The sequence below is a fragment of the Diaphorobacter ruginosibacter genome (assembly GCF_040396215.1).
Lineage (GTDB): Bacteria > Pseudomonadota > Gammaproteobacteria > Burkholderiales > Burkholderiaceae_C > Diaphorobacter_A > Diaphorobacter_A ruginosibacter_A.
The window spans coordinates 1-15,273 of the sequence record NZ_JBEBOW010000018.1 but is presented as its reverse complement, the minus strand read 5'-3'; the positions used below and the strand labels follow the sequence as shown (position 1 = coordinate 15,273).

The following is a 15,273-nucleotide window of genomic DNA, read 5'->3' as shown; positions in this document are numbered from 1 at the left end:
GCGTGGATCTGATCCAGATCCGTGGGGAATGCGACCCTGGCCCAGCGGATTTGATCTGAGTGTAGATTCTAGTGAATTCAAAATTTTGAATCAATAATTACGAATTCAACGCATTTTTCATCATGTGAAATTACTTCCAACCCTGCAATTGCCAATCACGAAGATGACCGAAGACTCCAAACCACGAGACAACTTTGCCGCGTCCAACATGGACGATTGGCAGAAGGCAGCCGCCAAATCCGCCCCCAACGGCGATGTATCGGCGCTGAACTGGATCACGCCGGACGGCATTTCGGTCAAGCCTCTGTATACCGCGGATGACACGCAAGGCTTGCCCTACACCAATACGCTGCCGGGCATGGAGCCCTACATCCGCGGCCCGCAGGCAACGATGTACGCGGTGCGCCCCTGGACGATTCGCCAGTACGCGGGTTTTTCCACCGCCGAAGAATCGAATGCGTTCTACCGCAAGGCGCTGGCGGCTGGCGGCCAGGGCGTGTCCGTGGCGTTCGACCTTGCGACCCACCGTGGCTACGACTCCGACCACCCTCGCGTGACCGGTGACGTGGGCAAGGCTGGCGTGGCGATCGACTCGGTCGAGGACATGAAGATCCTGTTCGACCAGATCCCGCTGGACAAGGTCTCCGTCTCGATGACGATGAACGGCGCCGTGCTGCCGGTGCTCGCGGGCTATGTGGTCGCGGCCGAGGAGCAGGGCGTTTCTCAGGACAAGCTCTCCGGAACCATTCAGAACGACATTCTGAAGGAGTTCATGGTCCGCAACACCTACATCTATCCGCCGCAGCCGTCGATGAAGATCATCGGCGACATCATCGAGTACACGAGCAAGAACATGCCCAAGTTCAACTCGATCTCGATCTCGGGCTACCACATGCAGGAGGCCGGCGCCAATCAGGCGCTGGAGCTCGCGTTCACGCTGGCCGACGGCAAGGAATACGTCAAGACCGCCATAGCCAAGGGCATGGACGTGGACGACTTCGCGGGCCGCCTGTCGTTCTTCTGGGCGATCGGCATGAACTTCTACCTGGAGATCGCCAAGATGCGCGCGGCGCGCCTGCTGTGGTGCCGCATCATGAAGGGCTTCGATGCCAGGAAGCCCAAGAGCCTGATGCTGCGCACGCACTGCCAGACATCCGGCTGGTCGCTCACCGAGCAGGACCCCTACAACAACGTCGTGCGCACCACGATCGAGGCCATGGCGGCCGTGTTCGGCGGCACGCAGTCGCTGCACACCAACGCGCTGGATGAAGCGATCGCGCTGCCCACCGAATTCAGCGCGCGCATTGCCCGCAACACGCAGCTCATCATCCAGGAAGAGACCCACATCACCAATGTGATCGATCCCTGGGCCGGCTCCTACATGATGGAGAAGCTCACGCAGGACATGGCGGATGCCGCCTGGAAGATCATCGAGGAAGTCGAAGCCATGGGCGGCATGACCCAGGCCGTGGACAGCGGCTGGGCCAAGCTCAAGATCGAAGCCGCCGCCGCCGAGAAGCAGGCGCGCATCGACTCGGGCAGGGACGTCATCGTCGGCGTCAACAAGTACAAGCTCGCCAAGGAGGACGCCGTCGACATCCTCGAAGTGGACAACGTGAAGGTGCGCGACAATCAGATCAGGCGCCTCAACGAGATGAAGGCCAAGCGTGACCAGAAGGCGGTCGATGCCGCGCTGGCCGCATTGACCGAGGCCGCGAGGACGGGCGAAGGCAACCTGCTCGATCTGTCGATCAAGGCGATCCGCCTGCGCGCATCCGTGGGCGAAGTCTCCGATGCGCTCGAAAAGGAATTCGGCCGCCATCGCGCCGATACGCAAAAGGTGACCGGTGTGTACGCAGCAGCATATGACTCGGCCGATGGCTGGGAGAAGCTCAAGGGCGAAATCAACGAAACCGCGCAATCGCTGGGCCGCCGCCCGCGCGTGATGATCGCCAAGCTCGGCCAGGACGGCCACGATCGCGGCGCCAAGGTGGTCGCCACCGCGTTTGCCGACCTGGGCTTCGACGTGGACATGGGGCCGCTATTCCAGACGCCCGAGGAATGCGCCCGCCAGGCCATCGAGAACGACGTGCACGCGGTGGGCGTTTCCACGCTCGCCGCCGGCCACAAGACGCTGGTGCCCGCCATCATCGAAGAGCTCAGGAAGCAGGGCGCGGACGACATCATCGTCTTCGTCGGCGGCGTGGTGCCCGCGCAGGATTACGACTTCCTGTACAGCGCGGGCGTGAAGGGTGTCTATGGCCCCGGCACGCCGATCCCGGCCAGCGCCAAGGATGTGCTGGAGCAGATCAAGAAGGCTGCCGCGCAGTGACGCCAGCGGATCTGCTGAACGGCATCCTGCAGGGCAATCCCGCGGTGCGCAGGCGCGCGATGGCCAAGGCCATCACGCTGCTGGAGTCGACGCGCGACGACCACCGCGCCCAGGCCGATGAACTGCTCACCGCGATGCTGCCGCACACCGGCAGCGCGTTCAGGCTGGGCATCAGCGGCGTGCCGGGCGTGGGCAAGTCGACGTTCATCGAGACACTGGGCCTGCACCTGATCGCGCAGGGCCTGAAAGTGGCCGTGCTCGCCATCGACCCCTCGTCCACGGTCTCCGGCGGCTCGATCCTGGGCGACAAGACGCGCATGGAGCAGCTCTCGGTCCACCCCGATGCCTACATCCGTCCCAGCCCGTCGAGCGGCACGCTGGGCGGCGTGGCCGAGAAAACGCGCGAGGCGATGCTGGTCTGCGAGGCCGCTGGCTATGACGTGGTGATCGTGGAGACCGTCGGCGTCGGCCAGAGCGAAATCGCGGTGCATGGCATGACCGACATGTTCTGCGTGCTGCAGTTGCCCAACGCCGGCGACGATCTTCAAGCCATCAAGAAGGGCGTGATGGAACTGGCCGACCTGGTGGTCATCAACAAGGCCGACATCGACCCCAACGCCGCCACGCGCGCGCAGGCGCAGATCACATCGAGCCTGCGCCTTCTTGCCATGCACGGCAATCCCGAACATGCGCATCACAACGACGCGCTGTGGCAGCCCAGGGTGGTGCAGATCAGCGCGCTCAAAAGCGTCGGCGTCGATGGCTTCTGGAGCGCGGTGCAGGAATTCAAACGCCTGCAGACCGCCAATGGCAGGCTGCAGGCGCGCCGCGAAAAGCAATCGCTCTCATGGATGTGGGAGCGCATCGACTTCGGCCTCAAACAGGCTTTCCGCCATCATCCGCAAGTGCGCGAACTGCTGCCGCGCATGCAGGCGGACGTGGCGGCCGGCCGGATCGCCGCATCCACGGCCGCGCGCAGCCTGCTGGCGGCGCAGAACACTCCCCAAACCAGCCTTGGCGCAGGCGCGGTCCCGCGCGTGTAGCCCGGTCAGGGCCATTCAAACCACTCAATTGCCATCTCTCACGGTATTTCACTGAAAGAAGCGACCATGCAAGACATCCTTGAGCAACTGGAAAAAAAGCGCGAACTCGCGCGACTCGGAGGCGGACAGAAGCGCATCGATTCACAGCACAAGAAAGGCAAGCTCACCGCGCGCGAGCGCATCGAGCTGCTGCTGGATGACGGCACCTTCGAGGAATGGGACATGTTCGTGGAGCATCGCTGCACGGACTTCGGCATGGAGAACACCAAGATCCCGGGTGACGGCGTCGTCACAGGCTACGGCATGATCAATGGCCGCCTGGTCTTCGTGTTCAGCCAGGACTTCACCGTGTTCGGCGGCGCGCTCTCCGAGACGCATGCCGAGAAGATCTGCAAGATCATGGACCAGGCGATGAAGGTCGGCGCTCCGGTGATCGGCCTGAACGACTCGGGCGGCGCGCGCATCCAGGAAGGCGTGGCGTCGCTGGGCGGCTATGCCGACGTGTTCCAGAAGAACGTGATGGCGTCCGGCGTGATTCCGCAGATCTCCATGATCATGGGCCCCTGCGCCGGCGGCGCGGTGTACTCGCCCGCGATGACCGACTTCATCTTCATGGTCAAGGATTCGAGCTACATGTTCGTGACCGGCCCCGAAGTCGTGAAGACCGTCACCCACGAAGAAGTGACGGCCGAAGAACTCGGCGGCGCGGTAACGCACACCAGCAAGAGCGGCGTGGCCGACATGGCCTTCGAGAACGATGTCGAGGCGCTGATGATGCTGCGCCGCCTCTACAACTACCTGCCGCTCAACAACCGCGAAAAACCGCCGGTGCGCCCCAGCCGCGATCCGGCGGACCGGGCCGACAAGAGCCTGGATACGCTGGTGCCGGAAAATCCCAACAAGCCCTACGACATGAAGGAGCTCATCGTCAAGACCGTTGACGACGGCGACTTCTTCGAGCTGCAGCCCGAGTACGCCAAGAACATCATCATCGGCTTCGCACGTATGGAGGGCCAGACGGTCGGCATCGTCGCCAATCAGCCGCTGGTGCTGGCAGGCTGCCTGGACATCAAGAGCTCCATCAAGGCAGCGCGCTTCGTGCGCTTCTGCGATGCGTTCAACATCCCGGTCGTCACGTTCGTGGACGTTCCCGGTTTCATGCCCGGCACATCGCAGGAATACGGCGGCATCATCAAGCACGGCGCGAAGCTGCTGTACGCCTATGCCGAGTGCACCGTGCCCAAGATCACCGTCATCACCCGCAAGGCCTACGGCGGCGCATATGACGTGATGGCCTCCAAGCATCTGCGCGGCGACGTGAACCTCGCCTGGCCCAACGCCGAGATCGCGGTGATGGGCGCCAAGGGCGCCGTGGAAATCATCTTCCGCGAGGACAAGAACGACCCCGTCAAGCTCGCCGCCCGCGAAGCCGAGTACAAGGAGCGTTTCGCCAACCCGTTCGTCGCCGGCGCGCGCGGCTTCATCGACGATGTGATCCTGCCTCATGAAACCCGCAAGCGCATCTGCCGCTCGCTCTCGATGCTCAAGAACAAGCAGCTTGAGAACCCGTGGCGCAAGCACGGCAACATCCCGCTCTGAGAACAAGCACGAGAAGCACGCACGGAGATTCAATTCATGTTCACAAAAATCCTGATCGCGAACCGCGGCGAAATCGCCTGCCGCGTCATTGCAACGGCCCGCAAGATGGGCATCAAGACGGTCGCCGTCTATTCCGACGCCGACAAGGAAGCGCGCCATGTCAAGCTCGCCGACGAGGCGGTGCGCATCGGCGCGGCGCCCAGCCGCGAGTCCTACCTGCTGGCCGACAAGATCATCGAAGCCTGCAAGCAGACCGGCGCGCAGGCGGTGCACCCCGGCTACGGCTTCCTTTCGGAGAACGAAGCCTTCGCCAAGCGCTGCGAGGACGAAGGCATTGCCTTCATCGGCCCCAGGGCGCACTCGATCGCGGCCATGGGCGACAAGATCGCCTCCAAGAAGCTGGCCAATGAGGCCAAGGTCAACACCATCCCCGGCTACAACGATGCGATCGGCGGCCCGGACGAAGCCGTGGAAATCGCCCGCAAGATCGGTTATCCCGTGATGATCAAGGCCTCCGCCGGCGGCGGCGGCAAGGGCCTGCGCGTGGCGTTCAACGACAAGGAAGCGCACGAAGGTTTCGCCAGCTGCCAGAACGAGGCGCGCAACAGCTTCGGCGACGACCGCATCTTCATCGAGAAGTTCGTGCAGGAGCCGCGCCACATCGAAATCCAGGTGCTGGGCGACTCCCACGGCAACGTGATCTACCTGAACGAGCGCGAGTGCTCCATCCAGCGCCGCCACCAGAAGGTGATCGAAGAGGCGCCGTCGCCCTTCATCAGCGACGCCACCCGCAAGGCCATGGGCGAGCAGGCCGTGGCGCTGGCCAAGGCCGTGAAATACCAGTCCGCGGGCACGGTGGAATTCGTGGTCGGCAAGGACCAGGACTTCTACTTCCTTGAAATGAATACGCGCCTGCAGGTGGAACACCCGGTCACGGAATGCATCACCGGCCTCGATCTGGTCGAGCAGATGATCCGCGTGGCGGCTGGTGAAAAGCTCGGCATCACGCAAGCCGACGTGAAGCGCGAGGGCTGGGCGATCGAGTGCCGCATCAATGCGGAAGACCCGTTCCGCAACTTCCTGCCCTCGACCGGCCGTCTGGTGCGTTTCCAGCCGCCCGAGCAGAACATGTTCCAGTCCGAGGCGGGCATCAAGGATGGCGTGCGCGTCGACACCGGCGTGTACGAAGGCGGCGAGATCCCGATGTACTACGACTCGATGATCGCCAAGCTCATCGTGCATGGCAAGGACCGCAATGACGCCATCGCCCGCATGCGCGAGGCGCTCAATGGCTTCGTGATCCGGGGCATCAGCTCCAACATTCCGTTCCAGGCCGCGCTGCTCGCGCACCCCAGGTTCGTGAAGGGGGACTTCAACACCGGCTTCATTGCCGAGAACTATGCCCACGGCTTCAATGCCGAAGACGTGCCGCACGAAGACCCGGACTTCCTCGTCGCGTTGGCCGGCTACATGAACCGCCGCTACCGCGCGCGCGCATCGGGCATCAGCGGCCAGTTGACGGGCCATGAGGTGCAGGTGGGAGCGAAGTTCACGGTGGTCGTGCTGGGCGCCACAGGCGAGAACAGGCACTTCCCGATCGAGGTGACCGACTACGACCAGGCCAACCGTTCGAGCGCGGTCACCGTGAACGGCAAGTCGTACCACATCAGCGGCACCTCCGGCCTGGGCGACATCCGCGTGCAGGGTGAATGCAATGGCAAGCCGTTCACCGCCCAGGTGGAACGCGGCACCGCCAAGAATCCGCTGGTTCTGCGCGTGATCCACAACGGCACGCAGATCGACGCACTGGTGCTGTCGCCGCAGGGCGCGGATCTCTACAGGCTGATGCCATTCAAGGCGCCGCCGGACATGTCCAAGTTCCTGCTCTCGCCCATGCCGGGCCTGCTGGTCGATGTGGCGGTGCAGCCCGGCCAGAAGGTGCAGTCGGGAGAAAAGCTCGCTGTCATCGAGGCCATGAAGATGGAGAACATCCTCTTTGCCGCGCAGGACGGCGTGGTCAGCAAGGTGATCGCCGGCAAGGGCGAGTCCCTGGCCGTGGATCAGGTGATCATCGAGTTCGAATAAGCCCGTGATCCCCGGATGAAAGAAACCGCGCCCGCAAATCGGGCGCGGTTTTTTTCATGGCCGGAGCATGAATGCTCCAGGCCGTCGCTTTCTCCGCCCTTCGTCCAGGAGGCGGGCCCGGGGCGTTGATTCCAGCCGTTTCCCGGGCGGAGATATCCGTGGCGCTAGCTGGTGAACATGCGCGAGAAATCGCATGTCTCCTGGGCCAGCAAGGTGATGTCGGACACGAGAATGCTTTTGCGCCCAGGCTTGTAGATCACCACGTACTGCACGGCGGGCAAGGGCTCGCTGGTCCGGATCAATTGCAGCTTTTGCGCCTTGATCATCGGTGTCAGGCATGCCTTGGGCATATAGCTGATCCCCATGCCCGCCGCCGTGAGCCCGATGAGCGGCAGCAGGCTGTTGGTGAGCACGGGCGGGTTGGTTTTGGTGACCAGATTCTTCTCCAGCCAGCGGCCGACGATCACCCCAAGCGCGGAATGATCGCTTTGCGTGAGCAGTGTGTGCCTTGACAATTCAGAGGCCGACAACACGCGTCCCGCAGGCACCGTGCCTGGCTTGCACATCCAGGCAAACTCGGCCGGCCTGAGCTTTTTGACCGCGAGCCCTTCATGCGCGAAGGCGTCGGGGGCAATCACCAGATCCAGCAGATCGCTCTGCAGCTTGGACAGAAGCCGTGATGCGGAATCGACATCCGGTTCGATGGTGATGTGCGGGTAGCGTGCCCGCACGCCAGCCAGCAGGGCCGGCAGCCAGGTCATGGAAACCAGTTCGGTGATGCCGATCCTGATGCGCCGGATCATCGCGGCAGGGTTGGCCAGGCTTTCGAGTATCACTTCACGGTCTCGCAGCAGGGTTTGCGCGGCCTGCAGCAACTGGATGCCTTTTTCCGTGAAGCGGGCCTGGCGCTGGCTTCTGTCGAAAAGTTCTTCGCCGATGCAGTTCTCGAGTTCTCTGATCCGTTTGGAAATCGCCGCCTGAGAAGTGTGCAGGCGGGCCGCCGCCGCCGCGAAGCTCCCCTCCCGGTCTATCCAATAAATGGCTTCAAGCTGCCTGAATGTGAACATCGGGTCAAACCCTGTATTTTCATAAAAATATGATATCAATTTTGGTAGATAAATATCGCTTTTTTTAATTCATCACAAGCCCAACAATTCGGCTTCCGAGCATAGGCATTCCGCCTCCATGCTCCGGCACGCGCATGCGGGCGCGGCGGGTCCCCGGCCCCATTCAAGAACACACAGAGAATCCAAAGGCTTACAAGATGCAAGACACCAATTTGATGACGCGGCGCGCCGTCCACCTGATGGGCATGGCAGCCCTGGCCGGTGCAGCGCTGAACTTCACCACCGCAGCCGTGGCAGCGGATTACCCGGACAAGCCCATCAAGCTGATCGTGCCATGGGCGCCGGGTGGCGCGACGGACGTGATCGCCCGGCTCATTGGCCAGCGCATGGGGCAGGAACTCGGCCAATCCGTCGTGGTCGACAACAAGCCCGGAGCAGGGGGCAATATCGGCACCGCGACCTTTGTGCGCGAGAAGCCGGATGGCTATACCCTGCTGATGGGAACGAGCAGCACCAATGCGGTGAATCCCAACCTGTACGCGCAACTGCCGTTCAAGCCCAAGACTGACTTTGCCCCGGTTGCATTCATTGCCACGGTACCGAACATCATGGTCGTGCCGGCAAGTTCGCCATTCAAATCGCTGGACGACGTGATCCAGAGCGCGAAGAAATCTCCGGGCAAGCTGACCTTCGGCTCCGCTGGCAACGGCTCATCCCAACATCTGGCGGGCTCGATGTTCATGAAAGCCACCGGGCTGTCGCTGATCCACGTTCCCTACAAAGGCTCCGGCCCAGCGGCAGCCGACCTGATCGCCGGGCACCTGAACCTGATGATCGACACCGGCTCCATGCCGCACATCAAGGCGGGTTCGTTGCGTGCGCTGGCAGTTGCAGCGCCCAGGCGCCTGGCGGCGCTGCCCGAGATTCCGACATTCGGCGAGTTGGGAATTCAGAACTTCAACGCCTCCGCGTGGTACGGGATCATGGCTCCGGCGGGAACGCCGCAGCCCGTCGTGGACAGGCTGAACGCGACCATCAACAAGATACTGAAGGAGCCCGAAGTGATCCAGCGCCTGCAGGATTTCGGCGCGGTCGTCGAGGGCGGGACACCGCAGGAATTCAGCAAGTTCATCCTCAGCGAGATCGACCGGTACGGCAAGATCGTCAAGGACTCCGGCGCTCATGTCGAGTGATCGCGCGGCCGCCATCCTCCAAAGGTTGATGGCGGTTTGTCCGGGGTAATCCAGCGTGCTCGTTTCCACTGAAAAACGAGCACAATGTTGCGCTGCCGCGGCGCAGCAAGCCATGCCTGCCGCCGCGGACGATCAACCAGCATAAGGAGTACTCCAGAGTGACAAACGCACAACGCCCTTTCCGCGTTCTAGGCATCCAACAGGTGGCGATCGGGGGAACCGACAAGTCGCGCATGAAGAGACTGTGGGTCGATATGCTCGGACTGGAGCAAACCGGCACGTTCCAGAGCGAGCGCGAGAACGTGGACGAGGACATTCTTGCGATGGGCAAGGGGGCGATGAAGGTCGAGGTGGACATCATGCAGCCGATGGATATCGAGAAGAAACCCGCCGTGCATGTCACGCCGCTCAATCACATCGGGCTGTGGATCGACGATCTGCCGGTGGCGGTCGAATGGCTGAGCGCAAACGGAGTGCGCTTTGCGCCAGGCGGTATTCGCAAGGGGGCGGCGGGCTATGACATCTGCTTTCTGCATCCCAAGAGCAATGATGAGTTTCCGATCGCGGGCGAGGGCGTGCTGATCGAGCTGGTGCAGGCGCCGGCGGACGTCATCCAGGCCCTGGGGTGATGCGATGAGCACGCTTGTCGATGAAGTCAACGAGTCATTGCGCGGAACCTTGCCTGAACTGATGGGCATGCACTTCACGCAGGTGGATCCCGATCGGGTCCAGGCGCATATGCCGGTGCATGGCAAGCTGCTTGCGCCCAATGGCTACCTTCACGCGGGCAGCCTGGTGACGCTGGCGGACACCTGCTGCGGAGTGGGCTGCCGCTCGCAGCTTCCCAAGGGTGGCGTGGGTTTCACCACCATCGAACTCAAATCCAACCACCTGGCCACCGCGCGCGAGGGCACGGTGGAGTGCAGCGCCGCGCCCGTGCATATGGGCAGGACCACCCAGGTCTGGGATGCGGTCGTCAAACACCGCGACACGGGGAAAACGCTGGTGATGTTCCGCTGTACTCAAATGATCCTGTATCCCGCGCCGGACAAGGGCTGAGCGCAGCGCGTTTTCCCGGAACGCCGGACTCTCGCGGAAACACGAAGGCCACCTGAAATGGTGGCTTTTTCGTTTCTGCCCGCAATTTTCGCAGGCAGCCTGGCTGCAATGGGTGCAGAAGCCGGTCAATGTGCAAAAGTTGGGCGCACTTGCGGGCATCGGTGGTAAGTCCTGCCAAAGTGGCGCCATCCAGCCGCCAAATGCAGTCAATCAACGGCAAGGATGGCAGATGAAAGGAGCACTCGAAATGCTCGGGATTTCTGCATGTTCAGGGCTTCACAGCACGTATCGAGCCACTGCAGAATGCGCTCTTTTGCAAGGTGCGCCCACGCGCCGCGAAGTGATTAAGAGCTGCTAACACGACCCAGCAAACCGAAGGTTTGCGATCGAGACGAGGCGCGAAGCCGCAGGCAGTACAAGCGTACGACAAGGCGAAGCAACGACGTATCGAGGGTTGTGTTCGCGGCTCTAAGCAGGAGTTTGTTCATGACCATCAGCCAGTCCACCGTGCAGTGGATTTCCCCCAGCCGCAAACAAACCAGGGTATCCGAGGATAGGCCCGCAGCCTGGAGCGTTGAAGCCATTCAGCAACTGCTGGACCTGCCGTTCATGGAGTTGCTGTGGCGGGCTCAATCCACGCACAGGACGTATTGGCCCGAGGGTGATGTCGAGCTTGCCACCTTGCTGTCCGTGAAGACCGGCGGCTGTCCGGAGAACTGCGGCTACTGTCCGCAGTCCGCGCAGTTCGATACCGGGGTGAAGGCGCAGAAGCTCATGAGCGTGGAGGAGGTCACCGCCGCGGCCCGGGCGGCGCGCGATGCGGGCGCCACGCGCTTTTGCATGGGGGCGGCCTGGCGTGCTCCCAAGGACCGCGACATAGAGAAGGTGAACGAGCTGATACGCGCGGTGAAGGGCCTTGGAATGCAGTCCTGCGCAACGCTGGGCATGCTCACCGCGCCCCAGGCTGAATCACTCAGGGAGGCTGGGCTCGACTACTACAACCACAATCTGGATACCGCGCCGGAGTATTACAACGACGTGGTGTCATCGCGCCAGTATCAGGATCGGCTCGATACGCTGCAGGCTGTCCGCGCTGCCGGCATCAGCGTGTGCTGCGGAGGAATCATCGGAATGGGCGAGGCGCCCGTCCATCGCGCCGGGCTGATCGCGCAACTCGCCAATCTCTCGCCCTATCCGGAATCTGTTCCCATCAACAGCCTGGTGCGCGTGCCCGGCACGCCGATGGCCGACAGCGAACCTGTTGATCCGCTGGATTTCGTGCGCATCATCGCCGTGGCGCGCATCACCATGCCCAAGGCTCGCGTCCGGCTGTCGGCCGGGCGCCAGCAATTGGGTGAGGCCGTCCAGGCACTGTGTTTCATGGCGGGCGCCAACTCGATCTTCTATGGCGACAAATTGCTGGTGACGGGCAATCCGGAAGCCTCCGACGACGCTCGCCTGCTTGAAAAGCTGGGCCTGCGCACCACGCGTTCCGTCATCGAGTCCGAGGAAGCGGGCTGCTGACATGCACGCACCGGCGCTGCTCAGAAATCCTTGAGCAACAGGCCCAGTCCGGAAACGATGGCAAACACCTGCACGAAAATCCGCATGAACCTGGCGCTGATGCGGGCGTGAATCCAGCGGCTGGCCCACATGCCAATGAACAGCGCGGGCAGCAGCACCAGCGTCGCCTGCACATGCGGCGACTGGATTTTCCCCATGAAGAAGAGAAAGAGCAGCGAGATCACCTGGCCGAAGATGAAGCAGATGGCAATGGTGGCGCGCATTTCCGCGACTGGCCGATGTTGCATCGTCAGGGCAAGCGGAGGCCCGCCGATACCCGTGGAGGTTTCGGTGACGCCGGTGATCAGCCCGGCCAGGAGCAGGGCGAGAATGCCGGGCGTGAAGGTCGGCACGAACCATGTCACGACGGCGGCCGCGATGGTTGAAGCGCCGACGAAAATGGACATGGCCTTGGCGCTCAGCATCACGAGCAGGGCCAGTCCGCCGAACGTGCCAACCAAGCGGCCCACGCTGACCCAGCCGGCGCTTCGCAGGTTGATGGCATGGCGCTCGCGCCAGGCTACATATAGATTGAGCGGCAGCATCAGAACCAGAACGCAGACCGGCAGCAGTCCGGGCTGGATGAGCATGAGGACGGGAGTGCAGATGAGCGCAAATCCCAAACCGCTAGCACCCTGGACAAACGCGGAGAACGCCACGGTCAACGCGGCAATCAGCATATGCTCCGTACTCATCGCGGAACGCGGTCGGCAATGCGCGCCGATGGCGGCGGGGGCGCCCCGTGATCACCCGATGCGGGATGGGAATGTGTTTGCCAGCCGCCGGGTGCTTCGCTTGGTGCCATGTTCAAAGCATACCGCTTCGCGGTCTTGGCAGTGTCCGTCTGACGGAATCATGCGCCTTCACCAGTCCTTCAAGGTTGTCTGCACAAACCAGATCGACGCGTGCTTGCGCGGGCTCGGGCGGTCTACGGCGTTTTGAGAATCCTCGCGATCGCTACGGCTATCGCTGCGGTTTCGCCTTGTGTCCCATCCCGATCCGCGCAAGCTGCTAGACCATCGATTCGTGCAGAGGATCCTTCAGCTAATCCATCAGTTTCGCGGCCTTGGTCGCGCCGGACGGGCGGTAGTAGCCCACGACGCTGGCGACGCTGCGATGGCCCGTCATCGCCATGGTGTCGGCCAGAGGCACGTTCTGGATGGCGGCCTCGGTGACAAAACCGGAGCGCAGCGAATGCGCTGAAAACGTATCGGGAAGCCCCGCCAGCCGGGCGCGATATTTGACGATGTCGCGCACTGCGGACGGAATGAGCGCGCCGCCCAGCGCGCCATTCTTGCGCACCCGCCTGAAGACCGGCCCCTGCGTGATGGCGGCTGCGCTCAGCCAGGCCCGCAGCGCCTGGGCGGCCTTGCCTGCAATCGGTTTCTGGTTTTCCGGCCGATCGGCCGCGGCCTGATTGGATTTGGAAAACGCCAGGGTGAATAGGTAGCCTTCCGATCCGTCGCGGCGCAGATGGCGCATGTCCGCGCCGGTCACCTCCGAGCGCCTGCGGCCGCCCGTTGCAAAGGCAAACAGCAGCAGGGCGCGGTCTCGCAAACCGCGCAGCGAGTCATCGCAGGTATCAAGCATGGCCGAAAGCGGCTCACGCGTGAGCGCATCCTTTTTCTGCGGCAACTCACCACGTCTGGCGAAAGCACGCCGGGTGCGCGACAGCAGTTCGCGTACCTTGGCATCCTGGCAAGGATTCTCCAACTGCCGCAGTTGATGCGCCTTGGACAGTACCGAAACGCGGTGGGAGAGGGTGCTCAGCGACATGGGCCCCCGCTTGCCCTTGAATTTCATCCGCACCAGCACTTCGTCGAGCGCGCCCGGCAGTTCATGCTGCAGCCCGGAGGGCGTCGTCCTCTGCGCGTGGTCCACGATGAACTGCATTACCGCGCTGGATGGCACGGGCAGGGCCATGGGTCGGCCATACCGGAGCTGGAACCAGGCTGCCCAGTAGCGCAAGGCGGCGCGATAGCTCGCCAGAGTGTTGGCTGATTCACCCTCGCGCAGCAACTCATCGACCGCCTGCGACGCGATCTCGGACAAGTTCTCCGGACGCAATGCCGGCGTGGAATGCGCCAATGCGCCGAGAGGTTGGATTTCGATTTGTATTGACATATTTATTACATAACATGTATTGTTTATTATATGTAATGTGTAAATTATACGATAATCTTCATTTATCGTGGGTAATTTAGAGGGGAATGCATGGAAACGCAAATGAGAAGTGTGAGAGGCCCTAGAGGCATCCAGATCGAGGACGTCTGGGCTGCCGCCGATGTCATTCTGAATCGTGGAGAGCGGCCAACGATCGAGCGCATCCGGCATCAACTGGGACGCGGTTCCCCCAATACCGTTGGCCCGATGCTCGACAACTGGTACGCCACGCTAGCCGCGCGCTTGACGCCCAACGCGGGTGGCGGTCAGTCCGTTTCACCCGATCACGCGGGGGTAGGGCTCGCCGGTGATGATGATGCTTGCGGCTTGCCTCGCCAGGTGCTGCGGGCAGCCACGGCGCTGTGGGGCCGGGCGCGGCACCTGGCCGAGGAAGCCGCTCATGCCGCCTATGCGGCTCGCCAATCAGCGCTCGACGCGGAGGCCGCCACACTTGCCGCCGGAAAAGAGGAGTTCGAAACCGAAAAACAGCGCTTTTCCGACCGAGCCGCAGCGCTCGAATCAGCGCTGCTGGCCAAGGACCGGCAAATATCCCAGCTCGAACGCCAGCTCGAAGAACTCAGGCACATGCTGCTGGCCAAGACGGGCGAAGCCGAACATCTGCGCTCGGACCTGTCCAAGCAACGCATCGCCATGGACGCCATGCGCCAGTTCACGCAAGCCAAGGACGAAGAACACCGCAAGGAACGGGAGCGGATCGAGCAACGCTCCACGGCGCAGGAACGACGCCTGCTCGCCGAAATCGACCGCGCACGCCAATCCGCGAAAGCCGCGGAGGCGGCGCTCGACACGCATGAACAGCAATCAGCCCGCCGGCTGGCCGAGTCCGAGGAGCGCCGGGCGCAGTCAGAGGAAAAGCAAACCATCCTCCAGCAAGAAAACGCCGTACTCCTCAAGAACCTGCTCAGCGCACAGCAGGCGCTTGAGCAGTTCAGAAGCCCACCTCAGGAAATCACGCAACCGTTACCCCCGGCCCGTGCCAGCCGACTGCGCGCCAAGGCGCCGGAGATTCCGAGAAGGACACGGCTGAAGCGGCATGAATGATGGAAATGGGAAATGCCTCCGGGAATTCCGAAGCACTTGCCGCGAAGCGAAGGAGGCGCGCGCAAGTGCTTGGGAATGAGGGCGGCTTGTCTCGACCGTATTTATAC

At 62.6% G+C, this 15,273-nt stretch carries 12 protein-coding genes; 9 read left to right on the top strand and 3 right to left on the bottom strand.

All coding sequences use genetic code 11. The features are described from left to right. Window positions 1-163: 163 nt before the first annotated feature. The 4 genes from scpA (at window position 164) to ABWP92_RS04175 (ending at window position 7,059) form a co-directional block, all read left to right on the top strand. Window positions 164-2,332, top strand: coding sequence for a methylmalonyl-CoA mutase (gene scpA / locus ABWP92_RS04190; protein ID WP_353234098.1), 2,169 nt, complete (start codon window positions 164-166; stop codon window positions 2,330-2,332). After that, window positions 2,329-3,375, top strand: a complete 1,047-nt coding sequence (gene meaB, locus ABWP92_RS04185; RefSeq protein WP_353234097.1) for a methylmalonyl Co-A mutase-associated GTPase MeaB — start codon at window positions 2,329-2,331, stop codon at window positions 3,373-3,375. The genes scpA and meaB overlap by 4 nt, the downstream gene beginning before the upstream one ends. A gap of 66 nt (window positions 3,376-3,441) precedes the next feature. Next, window positions 3,442-4,974 (top strand): acyl-CoA carboxylase subunit beta, encoded by a 1,533-nt coding sequence (locus ABWP92_RS04180; RefSeq protein ID WP_353234096.1) that lies wholly within the window; start codon window positions 3,442-3,444, stop codon window positions 4,972-4,974. A 36-nt stretch (window positions 4,975-5,010) separates the two neighbouring features. Next, window positions 5,011-7,059 carry an acetyl-CoA carboxylase biotin carboxylase subunit gene (locus ABWP92_RS04175; RefSeq protein ID WP_353234095.1) on the top strand — a complete coding sequence of 683 codons (2,049 nt, stop codon included), beginning with the start codon at window positions 5,011-5,013 and terminating at the stop codon, window positions 7,057-7,059. A gap of 164 nt (window positions 7,060-7,223) precedes the next feature. Here ABWP92_RS04175 and ABWP92_RS04170 read toward each other — a convergent pair whose 3' ends face one another. Next, window positions 7,224-8,126, bottom strand: coding sequence for a LysR family transcriptional regulator (locus ABWP92_RS04170; RefSeq protein ID WP_353234094.1), 903 nt, complete (start codon window positions 8,124-8,126; stop codon window positions 7,224-7,226). A gap of 197 nt (window positions 8,127-8,323) precedes the next feature. Between ABWP92_RS04170 and ABWP92_RS04165 the strand changes: the two genes are divergently transcribed. From ABWP92_RS04165 to bioB, 4 genes are all read left to right on the top strand, one after another. Then, window positions 8,324-9,319, top strand: coding sequence for a Bug family tripartite tricarboxylate transporter substrate binding protein (locus ABWP92_RS04165; protein ID WP_353234093.1), 996 nt, complete (start codon window positions 8,324-8,326; stop codon window positions 9,317-9,319). Window positions 9,320-9,477: 158 nt separating this feature from the next. Further along, a complete protein-coding gene (locus ABWP92_RS04160) occupies window positions 9,478-9,948 on the top strand; it encodes a VOC family protein (protein WP_353234092.1) in 471 nt (156 codons plus the stop codon). A gap of 4 nt (window positions 9,949-9,952) precedes the next feature. Further along, entirely contained in the window at window positions 9,953-10,378 is a 426-nt protein-coding gene (locus tag ABWP92_RS04155; protein WP_353234091.1) for a PaaI family thioesterase, read from the top strand. 486 nt (window positions 10,379-10,864) lie between these two features. Then, window positions 10,865-11,902 carry a biotin synthase BioB gene (bioB, locus tag ABWP92_RS04150; RefSeq protein ID WP_502907446.1) on the top strand — a complete coding sequence of 346 codons (1,038 nt, stop codon included), beginning with the start codon at window positions 10,865-10,867 and terminating at the stop codon, window positions 11,900-11,902. Between the two features lie 20 nt (window positions 11,903-11,922). Here bioB and ABWP92_RS04145 read toward each other — a convergent pair whose 3' ends face one another. Continuing rightward, complete coding sequence (locus ABWP92_RS04145; protein WP_353234090.1) at window positions 11,923-12,636, bottom strand: sulfite exporter TauE/SafE family protein; 714 nt, start codon at window positions 12,634-12,636, stop codon at window positions 11,923-11,925. A 349-nt stretch (window positions 12,637-12,985) separates the two neighbouring features. Next, complete coding sequence (locus ABWP92_RS04140) at window positions 12,986-14,065, bottom strand: site-specific integrase (protein ID WP_353234089.1); 1,080 nt, start codon at window positions 14,063-14,065, stop codon at window positions 12,986-12,988. Between the two features lie 90 nt (window positions 14,066-14,155). Here ABWP92_RS04140 and ABWP92_RS04135 point away from each other — a divergent pair, with 90 nt between their 5' ends. Further along, window positions 14,156-15,166: a DNA-binding protein gene (locus tag ABWP92_RS04135; RefSeq protein WP_353234088.1), complete on the top strand. Its 1,011-nt coding sequence runs from the start codon at window positions 14,156-14,158 to the stop codon at window positions 15,164-15,166. The last annotated feature ends 107 nt before the right edge of the window (window positions 15,167-15,273 follow it).